The following is a 17033-nucleotide window of genomic DNA, read 5'->3' as shown; positions in this document are numbered from 1 at the left end:
GTCTGCTTTCGCTAAAGGTTGGTTTAATGCCCTGCCCCGTATCGCGGGGGGGGGGGTAGGCCATAAGCTAATCCATAATTCATGCATTCTCCTCCCTGATGTTTACCCAAATCAAGGAGACTGAAGAATGGGTTACAAAGAAAATATTGCCGCTCTCGCTTTTGACCACAGTGATGATGTCAATGTTGCTTACGGCAATGCCAAAAATCAGCTCAATATGATTCGTACGGCTAATCTGGAAGGGCCGGACAGAATTTTACCTGATGACTTTTCGCAGCAACTGACTAAGCTCAATACCTCCTTCAACCAGCAACTTCCCGATAAGCGTTCTGCAATTGAAGCAGAAGAGAAGAAACTGAAAACACAACATCTTATCTTCCTGCTTGTCAAGATTGCATTGATTGTGCTGGGCCTTTTGTTCCTTGTGAATGACAAACTTCGTGTTCTTGGTCTCATAATGGTCATCGCCGGCATAATTTGCCACTTCGTTTTCAAATCAATTGATGCAAACAAATCTGCCGATCTCCTTGCTGAGTGGAATGGATTCTTCGACGGTTTTGTCGACTCCATTGGGCACGGTGAAACACTGCATTCGCCTTCTACCGGTCTTTTCAAGAAGATTGATGATCTGTTTCTCAAGAGCCTTGATGATAACGCCCGTGGCTTTGAACAGCAGCAGCGACAGATGCAGAAGAACATGGAGGCTCAGGCTGAACAGTCTCGGCGTGCTTTGGCCGCACAGGCCGAGCAGACGCAGGCTATTCAGAAAGGCATGGCTGACATGAGCAGATCGATGCGGCGTCGTTGATGCATCATGCCTTCTGTTGATTCGGATATCGTGTGCCCCGGCTGCGGGGCACCACTTTCGGCTTCGAGTAAGCAATGTCCTTATTGCGGAAGACCTGTTGTTCTAACCTCATTGAACTTTAAACAGGTTCGTCGAGCCACTTACAAGGACTCGGCACGATTCCTCGATAAGTACCAGGAGGTGCTGAAGGATTCGCCCAACGATCCGAAGGTGCTGGCTTCATTGGGGTACGTCCTTTTTGATAGGGGCCAGTACCAAGAAGCTACTGAGAACTTGGAAAAGGCTGTAGAAAATGGTTCTAACGATTCCGATGTTCTTTTCCATATTGCATTAAGCAGGTTCAAGTCTCAAAAACCGTTCAAGATAAAGCTCAAAGAGGCGGAGTCAATAATGGCGACTCTGGATTCTGCGATTGAGATGAATCCACATCCCCAGTATCTGTGTGCAAAAGCAATATTGATCAAACGACTTTTTGAGCAGCGCTACATCAGGTATTCACAATCATCCAAGGAGGTGATGGAAGCGGCCAAGCAAGGAGGACTGACTGATTCCGACAGCCAAGAGATGAATGAACTGTTGATGAAGTGACGATCGATGCTGAAGTTTGTGATTCGGGAAAGGTGTGAATAGGAGTGAGTTTCGAAGACTACAGCGTTGCCATAGATAGGCGTAAGGATACGGCTATGGAGATCTGCGGCATTTTCGACGAGGATGAAGTGGGCAGGGTGGAACCTGTTTCCTACATCCAGCAAATGAACGGTCATATGATGATCACGGTCTGGATGTTCGGAAATAAAAAAATATACTCCGCCATGTTCGAACTTCAGCCTGATAGGGCTGGAGACGCAACGCCTCCTGGTCGCACTTTCTTTGACGTGTATCGGTTCAAGAACATAGTCGATATTCGAGTGGATGACTTTGGGTGCGTCATCAGCATGCGAACCGGGAAAAAGCTGGAACTGAAGTCAAACAGTTATGAAGGTTCGGAGTCCTTCTTGAATTCTGCCCATGGTCTTGTGAGTCTATGGGACGAGTATGACGACTGATTGCTGCTTGACCAGGTAATGGATACGGGTCGAACAATGCATAAGAAAAAGGGGTGTACAGATGGCTGTATTCAAGCGCAACTCCAATGAAGCCGCTTTTGCAGGCGGTGAGAAGCACTTTGTCGACGTCATCAAGAACCGTTCAGATAACGACACACTCATATTCAAAAACCCCGAAGAAGACTTCAACAACGGGACCACCTTGGTGGTAGGTCCTGGAGAAAAGGCCATCTTCGTCTATCAGGGTACGATCGAGCAAATTTTCGATCCAGGTAGTTATACCCTGACTAGTGCCAATTATCCTTTTATATCCCGTTTGAGGAACAGTCTGTCCGGCGGAGTCTCTTCGTTCCACTCGCTGGTCTATTTTGTTCGTACAGCGACCAGCAGGGAAATCAAGTGGGGCACACAGACACCTATCAAGGTCTACGACAAGGCTCTTGGCGACCAGTTCCAAGGGATCGGCGTTGAAACTGAGGTGAGGGCAAGAGGCGCTTATCGCATCAAAGTTGACGACTGCGGCATTTTTCTTACTCAATTGATCGGCAATAACTATGATCTGACCGATCAGGAGTCGATTACCGACTACTTCCGCAACCAGTTTCTTGGCCACATCGTTTCTATCTTGACCACTGAGCTGACCAAATGGGAGGGGCCCCTAATCTCGGTGCCTGCCAATGCTGTAACCTATGCCAAGACAATAGAGGATGAAATCGCGCCTATTGCTGCTGAATACGGCATGAAAGTACTGAACTTCAGCATTTCCGCAATTGACATTGTCGACAATGAAGCCAGACAGGAAGCCCAGGAGCTGGTATCCAAGAATCGCGAGCAGTTCTATGGGCGTATGGCCCAGGGGCAAGGCGAAGCGGCATATGCGCAGGGCCAGCAGTCTGCGTATGAGACTTATGGCACCAACTATCAGCAGGCTCAGGTTTTGAATGCCATGAATGGTGCCGCGTCCAATCCTGGCTCTGACGGTGGAGCTCTCCTAGGGGCGGGTATGGGATTGACCATGGGAGCCGGCATGGGTCAGGTCATTCCCAACATGGTCAATCAGACGATGGGACAGGCACAAGCAGCTCCTCAACCGGCCTCCGTCGACCCTGTAGAGCGGTTGAGCAGACTGAAGGAAATGCTGTCGAAAGAGCTTATTTCCCAAGAGGAGTATGAGGCTAAAAAGGCCGACATACTCAAGGAAATGTAGGTGACTTGAATGAAGTATCTAGTTTCGATTTTTGCAACGGTCCTGACGCTCATAGGTTGTGCGGCTTTCATGGCTGAAATTGGTACCTATGGCTTTGCCCCTCCCGCTCAGTGGATAGTGATGCTCTTCCTATTGTTGTTCACTGTTTTGTGCTGGGTGGCTCAGTCGCGTAGCGATGAAGATGCTGCATCAAGGAACGAAAATCTTTATTACCGTCTGATAGCTGAGAATGTGGTATTTCCGGCTGTTGGTTATCTGATTCAGGGTATTATTGCGATTTTCTACTTTTCAGCTTGGAATGCCCCCTGGTGGTCCGGGAATCTCACCTTGAGGCACATATTGCCTAGTGGATTTTTCATCCCCCTCCTGGTCGAAGTTCTGCTCACCATCGTGGTCATTTCCTTGTGGGTCGGCAACATTACAGCCAACGTGCATACGGTTCGCCAGCAGGTCGTGAGGGACGAAAAGGTCGCCAACCGTGCACAGCTGAAATCTCAGGTGCTCTTCCTTGATTCGTGTTTGGATCCGAATGACAAGGAGGCGACTGATATCAGCAGTCAAATTCAGCGTAAGGTCGAATCCCTGCCGCTTGTTCCCGATGCTACGACCGGTCTCTTCTATTCCCGTGCCATCAATGAAATTCAAGAAGCTACAGCTAAGGGCAGTGTAGATCTTCCTACTCTTCAACATATTCGGGATACGCTCAACAGAGTGCGCTGATAACTCTCGTCACACGAAGCGTCTCATACAATTTTGTGAGGCCCCGAGATGCCTGTTAGCGGAATCGGGTCCGTATTATGCAGTCTGCATAATTGTGCATAGCGGGAACTGTTGTCATGGCTTAAAAAGCGAAGAGAACCCGGCCGTCTTACAGGTCCACCCATTATGGCGTGTCCCTGAAGACGGTCGGGTTCTTTGTTCTTAGGAAGAACCTAGCTCCTGTCAGGCCTTCAGGAAGTTTGGATCAGCAAAGGCGGGGTTGGGATAGGTGTAGAAGCCTTGTCCGGAGTCCTTGCCGGTCTTGCCTTCGTCCATCATCTTCTGGATCTTATCCATGAAGGGCTTGAAGTCAGGGTTGTCACCCTGCTGCTCCTTGGTGATGTTGAAGGCAGTCCGCAGTCCCACAACGTCAAAGATGGCAAAGGGTCCCATTGGGGCACCAGTGCCGATCATCCAGGTCTTGTCCACGGTCTCCGGGTCTGCGATGTCGTGGCCCCAGAGGTGGGCGGCGGCGTTGAGCAGGGGGATGAGAAGGGTGTTCAGGACGTATCCTGGCTGCTCCTTCTTCAGGACGATGGGAACCATGCCGATTTCCTTGGCATAGTCCACGATCTCGTTGAAGACCTTGGGGTCGGTCTGCTCGGAGCCCATGATCTCTGCAGTGTTGTTCAGCCAGACCTGGTTGGCGAAGTGCATGTTCAGGAACTTATCCGGCCTGCCCGTGTCGGGGGCGAAGGTGCTGGGCACGTAGGTGGATGAGTTGCTGGTGAAGATGGTGTCCTTGGGCGCCAGTTTGGCCAGGCTCTGGTAGAAGTCGTGCTTGATGGAGGGCTTCTCGGGGACAGCCTCGATGACCAGGTCAGCGTTCTTGACAGCCTCGGCCATGTCGGCGGTAAAGGACATGTTGTTCAGGCCTGCGTCGAACTGCTCATCAGTGGCGTTGATATCGTGCTTGTAGGAATCCCGCAGGTTCTTGACACGCTCCTCTGCGGCCGCCACAGCCTGGTCGTTGATGTCGTAGATCGTCACTTTCTTGCCCTTGAAGGCTGATTGATAGGCGATCTGGCTGCCAAGCACCCCACCGCCGGCAACCGTGACATTATGAATGTTCGTCATAGAAACCTCTTTCCGTTGCAATGCATCCATGCATCCATCCTTGGATACTCTTCTATTCTACTGGAGATAGCTGGGATTATTCTGGGCGTTCCATGATTGCCGGAAGCTTGGAATAAGGCGCGAAACACGGTTTATCCGCTTGGGCAATCAAATGTGTGAAACATTGAGAATTTTGTCGCTTTGCTCACATGTAGCTTATAGCGGCAGTTGCCGTCGGATGGGAAACGGGTGAACCGAAGACGCAATCGGCCACCTGCATTCCTCGGTATCTGCGAGAGCGAAGAGTCAGCGGACATCAAGAGGACGGTCAGAGAATCTGGCAGAACTCGATGGTCTCCTGGTTGGGTCCGATGACGTTGAAGTAGCGGATTCCGTGCTGCCAGAAGGTGGGAATGGACTGGATGGAGTCCTCTCTGATGGTCAATCCCATCTCCAGGGCATGCTTGTAGGCGGCATCGATGTCTGGCGTATCCAGCGCCCAATGGTTGATGGCTCCGGTGCGCATGGGCGCAGGCTCACCCTCCCAGGTTTCGATGGTCAGATGGCCTAGGCGCAGAAAGGCGCAGCGGTTCTCTCCGTTGGGGTAGATGCCGACCATCTCGAACCCGAGTTTGTTCGTGTAGAAGTCGATGGTCTCGTCCAGATCGCGGGCGATCATGCCCGAGTGCTGGAAGTCAGTGGTGAAAGCCGACATGGTTTGCATAGTGATGACTCCTCCTTGAGGGTTAAGGTACTTGATAGCATGTTAGGGCTGTTTCAGCAGTTCTTGTCAATTCGGGAATGTGACCAATGCCTTGGTCGTTTCACCAATCTTGCCTTCCATGAGTTCAGGAACTTGTTCCAGTTTCAGTTCGTGACTAATCAGGTCGCTGATATTCAACCGCCCGGATTCTAGGAGACTGATGGCATCCATGCAGGAGAGGGGATTGATGAAGGATCCTTTGATGGTCAGTTCTTTCTGGTAAATATCATAGGTGTTCATGGTGAAGTGGGCATCGGGGGCGCCCACCCCGAACATGAGGACCTGGGCACCACGTCTGCACGCTTGGATGGCCTGCGCCTGTGTGGCTGGAAGGCCAACGGCCTCCACGACCAGATCATAGGCCTCGACAGGCAGAGTCTCGCAGTCAGTCTTGTACGTGGCGTGGATGTTGCTCAAACGTCTGCCCAAGGCCAGTTTCTCGGCACTGATACCGGCTAGATCCACCTGGACCAGACCATAGCATTGAAGAATCTGGGCGAAGAGCTGTCCCATGAAGCCGTCCCCGATGACCAGTGCCTTCTGGCTGGGTCGCAATTCCATGAGATTTACGCCGTGGACCGCACAGGAGATTGGTTCCATCATGGATGCTTCTCGCAGCGCGACTCCATTGGGTACTTTGTAGACTACTTCAGCAGGGGCCGAGAAGTATTCCGCCATCCCACCGTTCCGGGTTACACCGATAGCTGACAAGTGACTGCAAAGCCCGGGTTTCCCGCTTCGGCAGTAGTTGCACTGGTGGCAGTAGATGTTGGGATCCACGGCCACATTATCCCCAACCGCTAGACCGGTCACCTGGCTTCCGACGTATGCGATCCGGCCTGAATTCTCGTGGCCTAGTATGATGGGCGGATCAGCTTTAGCTGAACCAGGAAGACCCAGATACAGATCACGGTCGGTGCCGCAAATACCCGCATAAGCAGTGCGGATGAGGACTTCTCCGCTGCCAGTGTGGGGCGTGGGCACATCCTCCAGGTCCAGTTCTTGTGGGTTTTTTAGAACAAGTGCCTTCATGACTCATCCCCAGGTTCCTGTGCTCCGGGTTGTGCGTTGTCGGCAGCTTCCTTGAAATCGGGTAGCTCTATCTGGATTTTGACATCCTCCTGGTGCCCCTGGGCTGCCCTGTCGAAAGCCTCCTGGGCCTGATCCATTCTGTAGGTTCGGGAGATGAAGGGCGTCAGGTTAATTTTTCCTGCTGAAACTAGATCAATGGACTTCTGGTAAACATTGGCATACCTAAAGACGTTCTCTATACGGGTCTCCCTGGCCTGGACCTCGGTAATATCCATAGGGACGATTCCTTCGGCTGGGATGCCGACAATAACGGTAGTGTTGCCCGGTGCTCCCAGTTTCCAGAGCTCCTGGTAGGCATTGAGGTTTCCAGATGCCTCGAAGACACGGTCCGCTCCCCATCCGTCTGTCTCATCCATGACCCGGTCCAGAAGGCTGTCATGGTTGATGTCCACAGGAATGATTCCAGGGATTTGGGCAGCTAGATTCAATTTAACTCGGGATGAGTCGGACACTAAGACGCGTGCGCATCCCCCGGCCATAGCCGAAGCCGCAGTCATCAGTCCAATGGTTCCGGCTCCAATTACGGCTCCGGTGTCACCTGGTTTTATCCTGGCCTTGGTAGCAGACCACATTCCTACTGAAAGGGGCTCTAAGAGGGCTCCTTCCGCGTAGGACATATTCTCTGGCAACTTGTAGGTGAAGGCTGCGGGGTGAACAATTTTTTCGCAGAGGCAGCCATCAACGGGCGGAGTTGCAAAGAAACGGACAGAGGGGTCAATATTGTATAGTCCCAGCTTGGAGGCTTTGGAATTCATATCAGGGATTCCGGGTTCCATCGCCACCTTATCGCCGACCCTGAACCCTTTGACCCCGGGTCCGACTTCAAGAACAGTCCCTGAGGCCTCATGTCCGATGATCATCGGTTTTTGCACGACGTACTTGCCCACTCTACCGTGTAAGTAGTAGTGCAGGTCTGAGCCACATATGCCAACGGTATGAGGAGCTATGAGCAATTCGCCAGATCCGGGTGCGGGTGGATCGGGGACATCCCGCACCTTGATGATGCCTTGTTTCTCTAAAACGACCGCTTTCATTTGCTGCTCCTTTAACCGGGCTAAAAGGGGGGTTGGATTTACATCGTCATTGACAACTTGCTTCCATACTATGCGTCACTGATGGGATGAATATATTGCCCTATAACCAATAGTGGTATTATTTTGACTTCTCATCTGATCTGCGGGGGAAGGACAGCACGAATAGGTTTTCGATAGCTTTGTTGCACTTGATAGTGTCAGATTGCAACGGAGGTTTACGTATACATGAGAGACAGCGCAGTTGATCGTGGGGCCCTTGAGGTTGTGGTGCCACGGGGAGATGAATCAATCCGTTGGCTGGAGCATGGCTACCCGTCCGCTCTGGCCCGGTGGCATTATCACCCGGAGATAGAGATCCATTTGATCAGAGAAAGTAGAGGCTACATGATGGCTGGTGACGGCATGGTCTCTTTTTCTCCAGGGCAGGTCTCGCTTTTGGGAAGCAATGTGCCACACAATTGGATTTCTGATCTGACTGCAGGCACCGTCATCTCGCACAGGGATGTGGCTTGCCAGGTTCATCCCAACCGTATCCAGGCCCTTGCGCGGATCTTTCCTGAGGCTGGCCAGATTTCGGCTCTCCTGCAGCGGGGACATCAGGCGATCGTACTTTCCGGTCAATCCGCTGTCCGGGTCGCCACGATACTGACCGACATGGGGAATCACCGTGAACTTGACCGCCTGATTGACCTCTTGGAGATATTCAGAGTCTTCGTGCAAGCTCCGAGCAACGAATGGTCCACCATGGTCACTCCGGGCTATGAGCCTGATGCTTCGGTAGATATGGCTAACCGGATCAATCAGGTCCTGGCCTATATCAATTCACATATTTCTAGTCAGATCAGCCTGAACGAGGCTGCAGAGGTTGTCTCGATGAGCCCATCGGCTTTCTCTAGGTTCTTTAAGAAGGCCGCAGGGATCAACTTTTCCGACATGGTCCGTAGGTTGCGCATCTCCCGAGCAACCCGCCTCCTGGTCACGACCGACTTGCCCATTGCCCGTATCCGTATCCGGAGCGGATTTGGCAATGTTGCCAATTTCAATCGTCGGTTCAAGCAGGAGATGGGAACGACGCCAAGAGCCTACCGGCAATCCCATCGGTACTGAGTTGACCAACCAATGATACTTATTTGTCAAATATTAATGCTGTCTTGTCATTTTTGGGCGTCTCAAGGAACAAAGAATTGCAGGTGGCTTGGATTAGCGCTATCTTATTTTGTGCAACGGATTGATTAAATAAGATCCGTCCTGTACTCATCCTTGAACACTCGCGATGAAGCGTGTTTTGGTGTCGCAGAAAAGAGAAACAAATGGTAGCAAAACAAACGAAAGCATTGGCAACACTGGTGTCACTGGTTCTGGCTTGCGGAGGCCTGTCTGCTTGTGGCGGGGGGGGGGGGGGGGGCTCCGATGCTCATGACAAGGAACTTGTGTTTCTAGATGGATATCCAGAACGGAAGGATGACTCCCCATGGGGAAAGGCCGTTCAGGGATGTGCACCCGAGGGATACACGATAAAGCGTCAGCTTCAGGACGAGACAATGAATCCCCTGACCATTGCAGTCAAAGAGAACAATGCGCCTGATATCGCCATGATCGACAATCCATCCATGCCAACCGCCGTTGATTCAGGAATGGTGGTCGACATGAAAGAGGCCGGCGTTGATACCAGCGGATTCGATAAGAACATAGCTGCACCAGGAATCATCGACGGCAAGACTTATGGAGTCAGTTACGGTGTCAATACCTTGGGCTTGTACTACAAACCAGATATTTTACAGAAGGCCGGGGTCGATCCGGCTGGCATCAAGGATTGGGATTCGCTTAATGCGGCCATCCAGAAGGTAGTCCAAGCAGGTTTTAAAGGTATTTCATTCTCAGGGATAGCCACTGAGGAAGGAGTTTTTCAGTACCTTCCTTGGTTCTGGGGCGCAGGCGGGGATCTGGAAAATCCTGACTCTCAAGCTGCCCAGGATGCTCGCGACCTCCTTTCAGGGTGGGTTAAGAACGGGTGGGCTCCAAAATCATCCACCACGAATAACCAGTCAGCTGCTTGGGATGTCTTCATGAGCGGTGAGTATGGTTTCGCTGAGAATGGCTCTTGGCAGGCGGAGAGTGCCTCCAAGAAAGGTTACGGAGTGCTTTCCATCCCTGCTAAGAATGGCGGGCCGGCTAAGGTGCCGGCGGGTGGCGAGTTCCTGGTCCTTCCCTTCCATAAGAAGGGTGATGAGACCAAGCAAAAGGCTGCTGCTCAATTCCTGAATTGCTTGACGGGTCGTGACCTTCTCAAGGCCAGTGAATCTACTGGGTATCTTGCTTCGAAAAAAGCGGTAAGAGAACAACAGTTAAAGGATCAGGCCTACTTGCAGAGCTGGGATCAACCTGCGGCAACCGCCCAAGGACGCACCACCCGACTGGGGCTTAAATACGAGAACGTTTCTTCCGACCTCTCCAAGAAACTCCAAGCCGCTCTCAACAAGTAAGTTCATGACCATTCGGTAGAGCGACTCCAGCCGGGAAAGCAACTTGTGACTGGTGGATTCCGATCAGGATGGATAGCCCTCAAGTACTTACGGCTATCCACTTGATGTCGGTAAGGGGCCTAGAGCTGATTACCGTGTCGGATCGGAACAGTCGCCTACCGTGTTTCTTCACTTCATTCACATTCAGATTCTGGGTCTGTTGATTGCCTCCCTCTGCCCAGCAGGAGAGGCTTTGCTTCAACTAGTATCTTCCTGATTTTCATTTTGAAAGAAAAACATGATTTCCTTCCCATCCTCAATTACGAGGAGACCACGGCGGTTCACCCGCCTTGCGGCTTGGGGGTTCGCACTCCCGCTCTGCATTTACTTGCTCCTCTTCTACGTTGCCCCCCTCTTGCAAAACATCTCCATGAGTCTGCACAGGTATACCCGCCGAACCTTCGTGACTGGAGGTGCCCCCTTTGCTGGGCTGGATATATATAAAGAGGTGCTCTCTTCAAACGAATTTTGGACCACTCTTCTGCACACTCTTATCTTTGTGGTCGCCTCCATTGCCGTTCAGTACACTCTCGGACTGGCCCTGGCTGTTTTTTTCAACCAATCGTTCCATCTATCCTCCTTCTTAAGAGGCATTTTCCTGGTCCCTTGGCTTCTGCCCCCAATGGTTTCAGGAACGGTCTGGCAGTGGATGATGGATGCTGACAACGGAATTGTTAACAAGTTCTTGGGTCTATTTGGAGTCGACCCGATTTGGTGGCTGCAGGCAGATCATTCACTGTGGTCTGTGATCATCGCCAACATCTGGCTTGGAATACCTTTCAACCTTGTAATCCTCTATGCGGGTCTGCAGAACATTAACGGAGACCTCTACGAGGCTGCCGCGATTGACGGAGCAAATGCCTGGCAACGCTTCTGGAAAATTACCTTCCCCCTCTTGCGGCCAGTGACTCTCATTACCCTTATGCTGGGCTTCGTCTATACCCTAAAGACCGTCGACATTATCTGGATCATGACCCAGGGTACTGGTACCTCCCAGACCCTTGCTACCTGGGCCTATGCATTGGCTTTCGCCAAGGGTAGCAACATGACAATCAAGTACTCGGAGGCATCCGTTATAGGGACGGTGTTGATCCTGGTGGCCCTCATCTTTGCATTCATCTACCTCTGGGCACAGAAAAAGGAGGATGAACTGTCATGAAACCACGTCCTACATGGTGGAAAACGTTGATTGCGATCCTGATAACAATGGTCATGCTCTTCCCGCTCTACTGGATGATCAACATATCCTTCACCCAGCGCAGATCGATTCGAGCGGCGGACCTGTACCCCAAGGATTTCACACTCTCCAACTATTCGGCCATGATTCATACCCAGTTGCCCTACCTAGGCACTTCGCTCTTGATAGCTTTCAGTGTGGTCATTGTGACGCTTATCATAGCTCTCCCGGCTTCCTATGCTCTGAGCTTCCTGAACTTCGCCGGCAGTCGCAGTATGAACTTCATCCTGATCCTGGCCCAGATGATACCGGCTGTGGTTATGTCATTGGGCTTCTATCAGATCTTCAATGACTTGGGGTTGCTTGACTCCATTCCAGGGCTAATTCTGGCTGACAGTACCTTATCAGTTCCCTTCGCGGTCATCCTGCAGACTGCTTTTATGCAAACTATGCCTAAGTCTTTGATCGAGGCGGCTAAAATCGATGGGGCTTCAAATTGGCGGATATTCATGGAGATCGTCATACCGTTGTCCCGGAACACTATAGTGACGACATCCCTTTTCGCCTTCCTTTGGTCTTGGTCGGACTTCATGTTCGCTTCGACGCTCAATGCAGGAGGCGGCAAAATGAGGCCCATAACCATGGGCATCTATGATTTCATTTCCGCCAATAACGAGGAGTGGGGCCCGTTGATGGCAACTGCCGTTATGGCTTCCGTTCCTACGGCTGTTCTTCTCTTGGTAGCACAGAAATATGTGGCAGCCGGCGTTACTGCCGGAGCCATTAAGGACTGATGAAATTTGAGCCGTACAATCCGACCGACTTGGCGTTCCGTAGAACTCGGATTCAATAAGCAAATTTCATTTAATACACAAAGTTTGGAGAGATCATGACGCAATTCAAGACAACAGAAGACGGTAAGGCCCTTCTCTGGACAGGGGATGGGGAATATCTGAGGATCGAACCATGGGGTCAGGGGCTGCGCGTCCGTGCTTCTATGATGAGCCCGATCTCGTTGGATCAGGATTGGGCCCTCCTACCCTGCAAGGGCCCAGCTAATTCCAGTATCGAGATCTTTCCAGATGAGGATCGGGCTACGGTGACCGTCGGTGATATCCGACTAATTGCGGAAGGAGGGTATGAGTGGAACGGCTCTCGTGGATATGGAGTTTCCACTTGTAGACTCCGGTTCTTCAACAAGGAGGGAAAATTCCTTTTTGAGGAGGGTGACGACGGGGGTTCGCTGAATCTGAAAGCCAGAGACTACCAGTCCATATCGGGTGGTGATTATCGAGCTACTGTTACTTTCCATGCTCCTGATGATGAGTGTTTGTATGGGATGGGTGAGTATCAGCAGGATAGGTTGGATTTGAAGGGGTGTTCGTTTGAGCTGGCGCATCGGAATTCGCAGGCGTCGGTGCCGTTTGTGGTGTCGAGTGCGGGGTATGGGTTTTTGTGGAATAATCCGGCGGTTGGCCGGGTGTCGTTTGCGTCGAATGGGACCAGGTGGTGCGCGGCTTCGACGCGGCAGATTGATTATTGGGTGACTGCTGGCTCGTCGCCGCGGGCTGTGGTGCGTCGGTATGCTGATGTGACGGGGCATGCGCCGGTGATGCCTGAGTGGGGGTTGGGTTTTTGGCAGTGCAAGCTGCGCTATTGGAATCAGCGCCAGGTGGAGGATGTGGTGGAGGGGTTCCGTCGTCGTGGGATCCCGTTGGATGTTGTGGTGGTGGACTTCTTCCATTGGCCGCATATGGGCGATTACCGGTTTGAGGATGAGTTCTGGCCTGACCCTGAGGGCATGTGCGAGCGGCTGCATGCCCAGGGCGTCAAGGTCATGGTCTCCGTCTGGCCACAAGTAGCACTATCCAGCGAAAACTATGATCTAATGAGGCAGAACAACCTGCTGATCCATGCTGAAAAAGGCGAAGATATAGCTATGATGTGCTGGGAGCCCTGTACTTTCGTCGATGTGACTAATCCTGATGCTCGTAGGTTTGTTTGGGATCTTTGCAAGCGCAATTATGCGGACAAGGGGGTGGATGCGTTCTGGCTGGATGAGGCTGAGCCTGAGTACGGGACGTATGATTTCGACAATTACCGGTATTATGCCGGGCCCAATGTGGAGGTGGGGAACATTTATCCCCTGGAGTACAACAAGGGCTTTTATGAGGGTCAGCTGGAGGCGGGCCGGGAGGGCCGGATCGTGAATCTGACCCGGTGCGCCTGGGCTGGTTCGCAGCGGTACGGGGCGCTGGTCTGGTCGGGGGATGTGGGGTCCTCCTTCCAGGATCTGAAGGCGCAGATCACCTGTGCCATCCACATGGGCATGGCTGGCATCCCCTGGTTCACCACCGACATGGGCGGCTTCCACGACGGGGACATCGAAGACCCCCAATTCAAAGAACTATTCATCCGCTGGTCTCAATTTTCCTGCTTCCTCCCTGTTATGCGGAACCACGGCAACCGCAGTCTTTCCCACCCACATGCCGATGACCCATCACTTGCCGCCTTGGATGCTCCGCATGAACGGCTTTTGAAAGAGGAGGGGGAGTTCAAGGAGGTCGTCAGGGCCCAGGATGGTTCACCACGGTTCTATTCTGGCGCTGATAACGAGCCATGGTCCATGGGTAAGGAGGTTGAGGCCATTCTCGTAAAGTACATCACCATTCGAAATAAGATGCGCCCCTACCTCCGTGAGCTATTTGACCAGGCCCACAAAGATGGCGACCCTATCGTACGGGGTCTCTTCTACGAGTTCCCTCAAGATCACAGGGCTGCCAGGTTGAGCGATGAGTACATGTTCGGACCGGATATATTGGTGGCTCCTGTGGTTCAGGCGGGGGCGCGTTCGAGGGAAGTCTACCTGCCAGGCGGGGAAGAGACCATATGGGAGAATCTCTCTGACGGCCAGATTTACCATGGTGGTGCATGGCAGACGGTTGAAGCCCCCTTGGACGTCATACCCCTCTTCGCGCGTCAGGGCAAAGATCAGGGATTAAGAAAAGCTATACAGGAGGCTTCCGCCTGAGCCTTTCTTGCCTTATAAGGCACCGTCGGGCCTAAGAACTCGACGGTGCCTCCTCTGCTTGCATGGTGAAGATGTGTTCTGTGAATATGAGACAGAACTTTTCTTTATCGTTGTTTTATAAGAATGATCCCCAGCCTAAGTGAGCAGTTGATTGCGTCTTTCTTCAGGATGGACCTCAATAGGCCAACCGATATCAAGTTCTTCCGTTTGTTGTCATCATTCTGCATCAGGTCGGGGCACGTGCCTTGGCTTTCCAGATTTCATAACGCACCCATTCGTGGATTAATTTTCATAGTTGGGTGATGGCTATTTTCGTGAGTACCACGATTCTTCTGACGCACCTGAATCACAGCATTCAGAGCCCTAATAGAGGGTTGACCGAGGTATACGCAGATCCGAGGATGACAGCTATGGTTAATAGTCATGGCCGAAGTACCATTCCGTCTGAGAACGTCAAGATGGAATGGCACTTCGACAGGTGCTTGGTTGAAAGGTACAGTCTACAAATCTGCATGCAACCAGACGCTCATCGCTCCTTCGGCGCGATTAGCCCAGGCATAATAGGGGATTAGCGTCATTGTCGATTTTTGGCTGCCTATCGATTCTTGGGCTGAATCATACGATTCGTATAAATTCGACGAGGTATTCTCCTGTAGTTCACATGGCACTTTTAGGGTCATAACACCGCCTAGTAGATCTTTCTGATACTTGGTTTTCACTTCGTTGCCCGGCCAGCTCAGGGCTTCATGGGTGACGCGATACCTATGGAGCGGTTGGTCGTTGTCAACGCTTTCGGCGCAGAAAACCTGGGGGCCACGCATGAATGCCACCTTGTAGGAGTCCGCTCGAACGGTTGATGAGGCGACCATAGCCTTGGGTTCCATATCCAGTGTGAGTGACACTGATACATGATCATCATCAGGTCCGATTTCTATAAATACGAAGCCTTGATATGGCTTTGTTGTGATAGGCTGACTATCCCTTACAACGATATAGCGCTTCTGCGACCAGGACGGTATGCGTATGGCAAAGGAGAATTGGGCCTTCTCTGGGTTGTCAATTTCGAATCTGATCGCTCCTGTTCGAGGGAAGTCGCTTTGCTGTTTGATGACGATTCCGTGGTCAAACTTTGTCTGGTTGGCTATAAATTGATGAGAATAAATGATATCCATGCCATTATGACGATCGACAACATAGATGTATTTATCAATAGAGGCAACTAACCGGGCAATGTTCGATGGGCAGCAGGCACAGCCGAACCATTCAGCACGATGTGTGAGCACATGAGCATAGTCGGGGTTATATCTTGATGCTTCGGGATCTGCGTCAAGAGGGTTGACATAGAAGAAATGCGAGCCGTCCAGGGACATCCCACTGATAGCTCCGTTAAACAGTTCCTTTTCTAGGATATCGGCGTATTCGCTGCGTTGATCAATCTGAAGCATCCTGCGGGCGAACATCGCCATAGCTACTGAGGCACACGATTCTCCATACATCGTCCCATTGGGCAGGTCGTAATCGTAAGTGAAGGCTTCTCCCTGATGTGTGGAACCCACTTGGCCAGTGATATACATCCGGCGATGGACGATATCTGTCCATAGTTTTTGAGCCTCTTGAATCAGTGATGCGTCATTCGTCAGTCGGCCTGTCATGGCTGCCCCGATGCACAGATAAATTAGCCTTACGGCATGACCGTTGGCGGATTCCTGCTGGGTGAAGGGTTTGTCTATTTGGTAATAGGCATGATCGAATCGGTTGTCGTCAAGCACTGGGATTCCACTGGGGCCTTGACGGAATTGCTCGTCTAAGAAGTCCGGATTTTGCCCACGTTCATGAATGAAGAATGAGGCCAGTCTCAAATAACGCCTCTCGCCGGTCACTTCGTAAAGGCGGGGAAGGGCTATTTCAATCTCAGGATGTCCATCTACTCCATGTATCTTGCCATCTTCTGGACCGAAATGTACGTCAATGCAATCTGCCATGCCACGTGCAATGAGCAAGGCTTTTTCGTTGCCTGTGCTTCTGTAATAAGCTGTAGCAGCTTCGATATAGTGCCCCATTGTATAGAGCTCATGCGATTGGCGGAGTCTGCGGAATCGCTCCTTTGGCGCGTCAATTTGGAAAAGGGTGACTAGGTATCCATCTTTGTCTTGGGCCATGCCGATCAGATCAATGAGTCGGTCTGCCAGAGTGCGCAGGTCGTTATCGTGTCGGTATTGAAGAGTGTAGGCGACAGCTTCCAGCCATTTGTAGAGATCCGAATCCTGGAATTGGTATCCCGTGTGATGTCCTGATTTGAGCCCCGCCGCAATTTCAAGGTTACGTAGGGTATGGCCTCGCGTGGGTTCTGACATTTGTCCTGACGAAGGGTCCTTGGGAGTGCTGTATTGCCTTTCGTCGGCCATGACTGACCACTGATAGGGCAGAACTTTTTCCGCGACTAGTTGTCGATAATTGTTCCAGAATTCCGAGGTGATTTTGACTGAAATATTGTTGGAGATTGACATGACTTTCCTTGTGTGTTGAGCGACGGATGCT

At 51.6% G+C, this 17033-nt stretch carries 15 protein-coding genes and 1 pseudogene; 11 read left to right on the top strand and 5 right to left on the bottom strand.

Going from position 1 to position 17033, the window contains the following annotated elements; translation table 11 throughout:
• Positions 1–127 precede the first annotated feature (127 nt).
• The 5 genes from QRX41_RS03080 to QRX41_RS03060 all read left to right on the top strand — a co-directional run bounded on the left by QRX41_RS03080 (position 128) and on the right by QRX41_RS03060 (position 3781).
• The gene (locus QRX41_RS03080; RefSeq protein ID WP_045925009.1) at positions 128–808 is read left to right on the top strand and encodes a hypothetical protein; all 681 of its coding nucleotides are present in this window, start codon (positions 128–130) and stop codon (positions 806–808) included.
• 6 nt (positions 809–814) lie between these two features.
• Positions 815–1396: a tetratricopeptide repeat protein gene (locus tag QRX41_RS03075; RefSeq protein WP_024627045.1), complete on the top strand. Its 582-nt coding sequence runs from the start codon at positions 815–817 to the stop codon at positions 1394–1396.
• 44 nt (positions 1397–1440) lie between these two features.
• Positions 1441–1854, top strand: a complete 414-nt coding sequence (locus QRX41_RS03070; RefSeq protein ID WP_024627044.1) for a hypothetical protein — start codon at positions 1441–1443, stop codon at positions 1852–1854.
• Positions 1855–1915: 61 nt separating this feature from the next.
• Positions 1916–3061: an SPFH domain-containing protein gene (locus tag QRX41_RS03065; protein WP_045925008.1), complete on the top strand. Its 1146-nt coding sequence runs from the start codon at positions 1916–1918 to the stop codon at positions 3059–3061.
• Between the two features lie 9 nt (positions 3062–3070).
• On the top strand, positions 3071–3781 hold the full coding sequence (locus QRX41_RS03060) for a hypothetical protein (protein WP_313838599.1): 711 nt from the start codon (positions 3071–3073) through the stop codon (positions 3779–3781).
• 222 nt (positions 3782–4003) lie between these two features.
• Here QRX41_RS03060 and QRX41_RS03055 read toward each other — a convergent pair whose 3' ends face one another.
• The 4 genes from QRX41_RS03055 to QRX41_RS03040 all read right to left on the bottom strand — a co-directional run bounded on the left by QRX41_RS03055 (position 4004) and on the right by QRX41_RS03040 (position 7765).
• Positions 4004–4897 (bottom strand): 3-hydroxyacyl-CoA dehydrogenase, encoded by an 894-nt coding sequence (locus QRX41_RS03055; RefSeq protein WP_313838597.1) that lies wholly within the window; start codon positions 4895–4897, stop codon positions 4004–4006.
• 307 nt (positions 4898–5204) lie between these two features.
• The gene (locus QRX41_RS03050; RefSeq protein WP_373924696.1) at positions 5205–5591 is read right to left on the bottom strand and encodes a VOC family protein; all 387 of its coding nucleotides are present in this window, start codon (positions 5589–5591) and stop codon (positions 5205–5207) included.
• A 75-nt stretch (positions 5592–5666) separates the two neighbouring features.
• On the bottom strand, positions 5667–6671 hold the full coding sequence (locus tag QRX41_RS03045; RefSeq protein WP_313838596.1) for a zinc-dependent alcohol dehydrogenase family protein: 1005 nt from the start codon (positions 6669–6671) through the stop codon (positions 5667–5669).
• Complete coding sequence (locus QRX41_RS03040; protein ID WP_313838595.1) at positions 6668–7765, bottom strand: NAD(P)-dependent alcohol dehydrogenase; 1098 nt, start codon at positions 7763–7765, stop codon at positions 6668–6670. The genes QRX41_RS03045 and QRX41_RS03040 overlap by 4 nt, the downstream gene beginning before the upstream one ends.
• Positions 7766–7990: 225 nt before the next feature.
• Here QRX41_RS03040 and QRX41_RS03035 point away from each other — a divergent pair, with 225 nt between their 5' ends.
• The 6 genes and pseudogenes from QRX41_RS03035 to QRX41_RS03015 all read left to right on the top strand — a co-directional run bounded on the left by QRX41_RS03035 (position 7991) and on the right by QRX41_RS03015 (position 14495).
• On the top strand, positions 7991–8872 hold the full coding sequence (locus tag QRX41_RS03035) for an AraC family transcriptional regulator (protein ID WP_313838593.1): 882 nt from the start codon (positions 7991–7993) through the stop codon (positions 8870–8872).
• Positions 8873–9075: 203 nt separating this feature from the next.
• On the top strand, positions 9076–10248 hold the full coding sequence (locus QRX41_RS03030; protein WP_313838591.1) for an extracellular solute-binding protein: 1173 nt from the start codon (positions 9076–9078) through the stop codon (positions 10246–10248).
• Between the two features lie 277 nt (positions 10249–10525).
• Positions 10526–11446, top strand: coding sequence for a carbohydrate ABC transporter permease (locus QRX41_RS03025; RefSeq protein WP_313838590.1), 921 nt, complete (start codon positions 10526–10528; stop codon positions 11444–11446).
• Positions 11443–12258: a carbohydrate ABC transporter permease gene (locus tag QRX41_RS03020; protein WP_313838589.1), complete on the top strand. Its 816-nt coding sequence runs from the start codon at positions 11443–11445 to the stop codon at positions 12256–12258. Before QRX41_RS03025 ends, QRX41_RS03020 begins: the two co-directional genes overlap by 4 nt.
• 95 nt (positions 12259–12353) lie before the next feature.
• Positions 12354–12923, top strand: a pseudogene (locus QRX41_RS08485) (TIM-barrel domain-containing protein); the annotation flags it as partial.
• Positions 12924–13007: 84 nt separating this feature from the next.
• Positions 13008–14495 (top strand): TIM-barrel domain-containing protein, encoded by a 1488-nt coding sequence (locus tag QRX41_RS03015; protein WP_313838587.1) that lies wholly within the window; start codon positions 13008–13010, stop codon positions 14493–14495.
• Between the two features lie 500 nt (positions 14496–14995).
• Here QRX41_RS03015 and QRX41_RS03010 read toward each other — a convergent pair whose 3' ends face one another.
• Positions 14996–17002 carry a glycoside hydrolase family 127 protein gene (locus tag QRX41_RS03010; RefSeq protein WP_313838586.1) on the bottom strand — a complete coding sequence of 669 codons (2007 nt, stop codon included), beginning with the start codon at positions 17000–17002 and terminating at the stop codon, positions 14996–14998.
• Between the last annotated feature and the right edge of the window lie 31 nt (positions 17003–17033).

It is taken from the genome of Bifidobacterium kimbladii (assembly GCF_032193675.1).
Lineage (GTDB): Bacteria > Actinomycetota > Actinomycetes > Actinomycetales > Bifidobacteriaceae > Bombiscardovia > Bombiscardovia kimbladii.
Note: the sequence above shows the minus strand (reverse complement) of the source record. Positions and strands in the feature narration are given on the sequence as shown.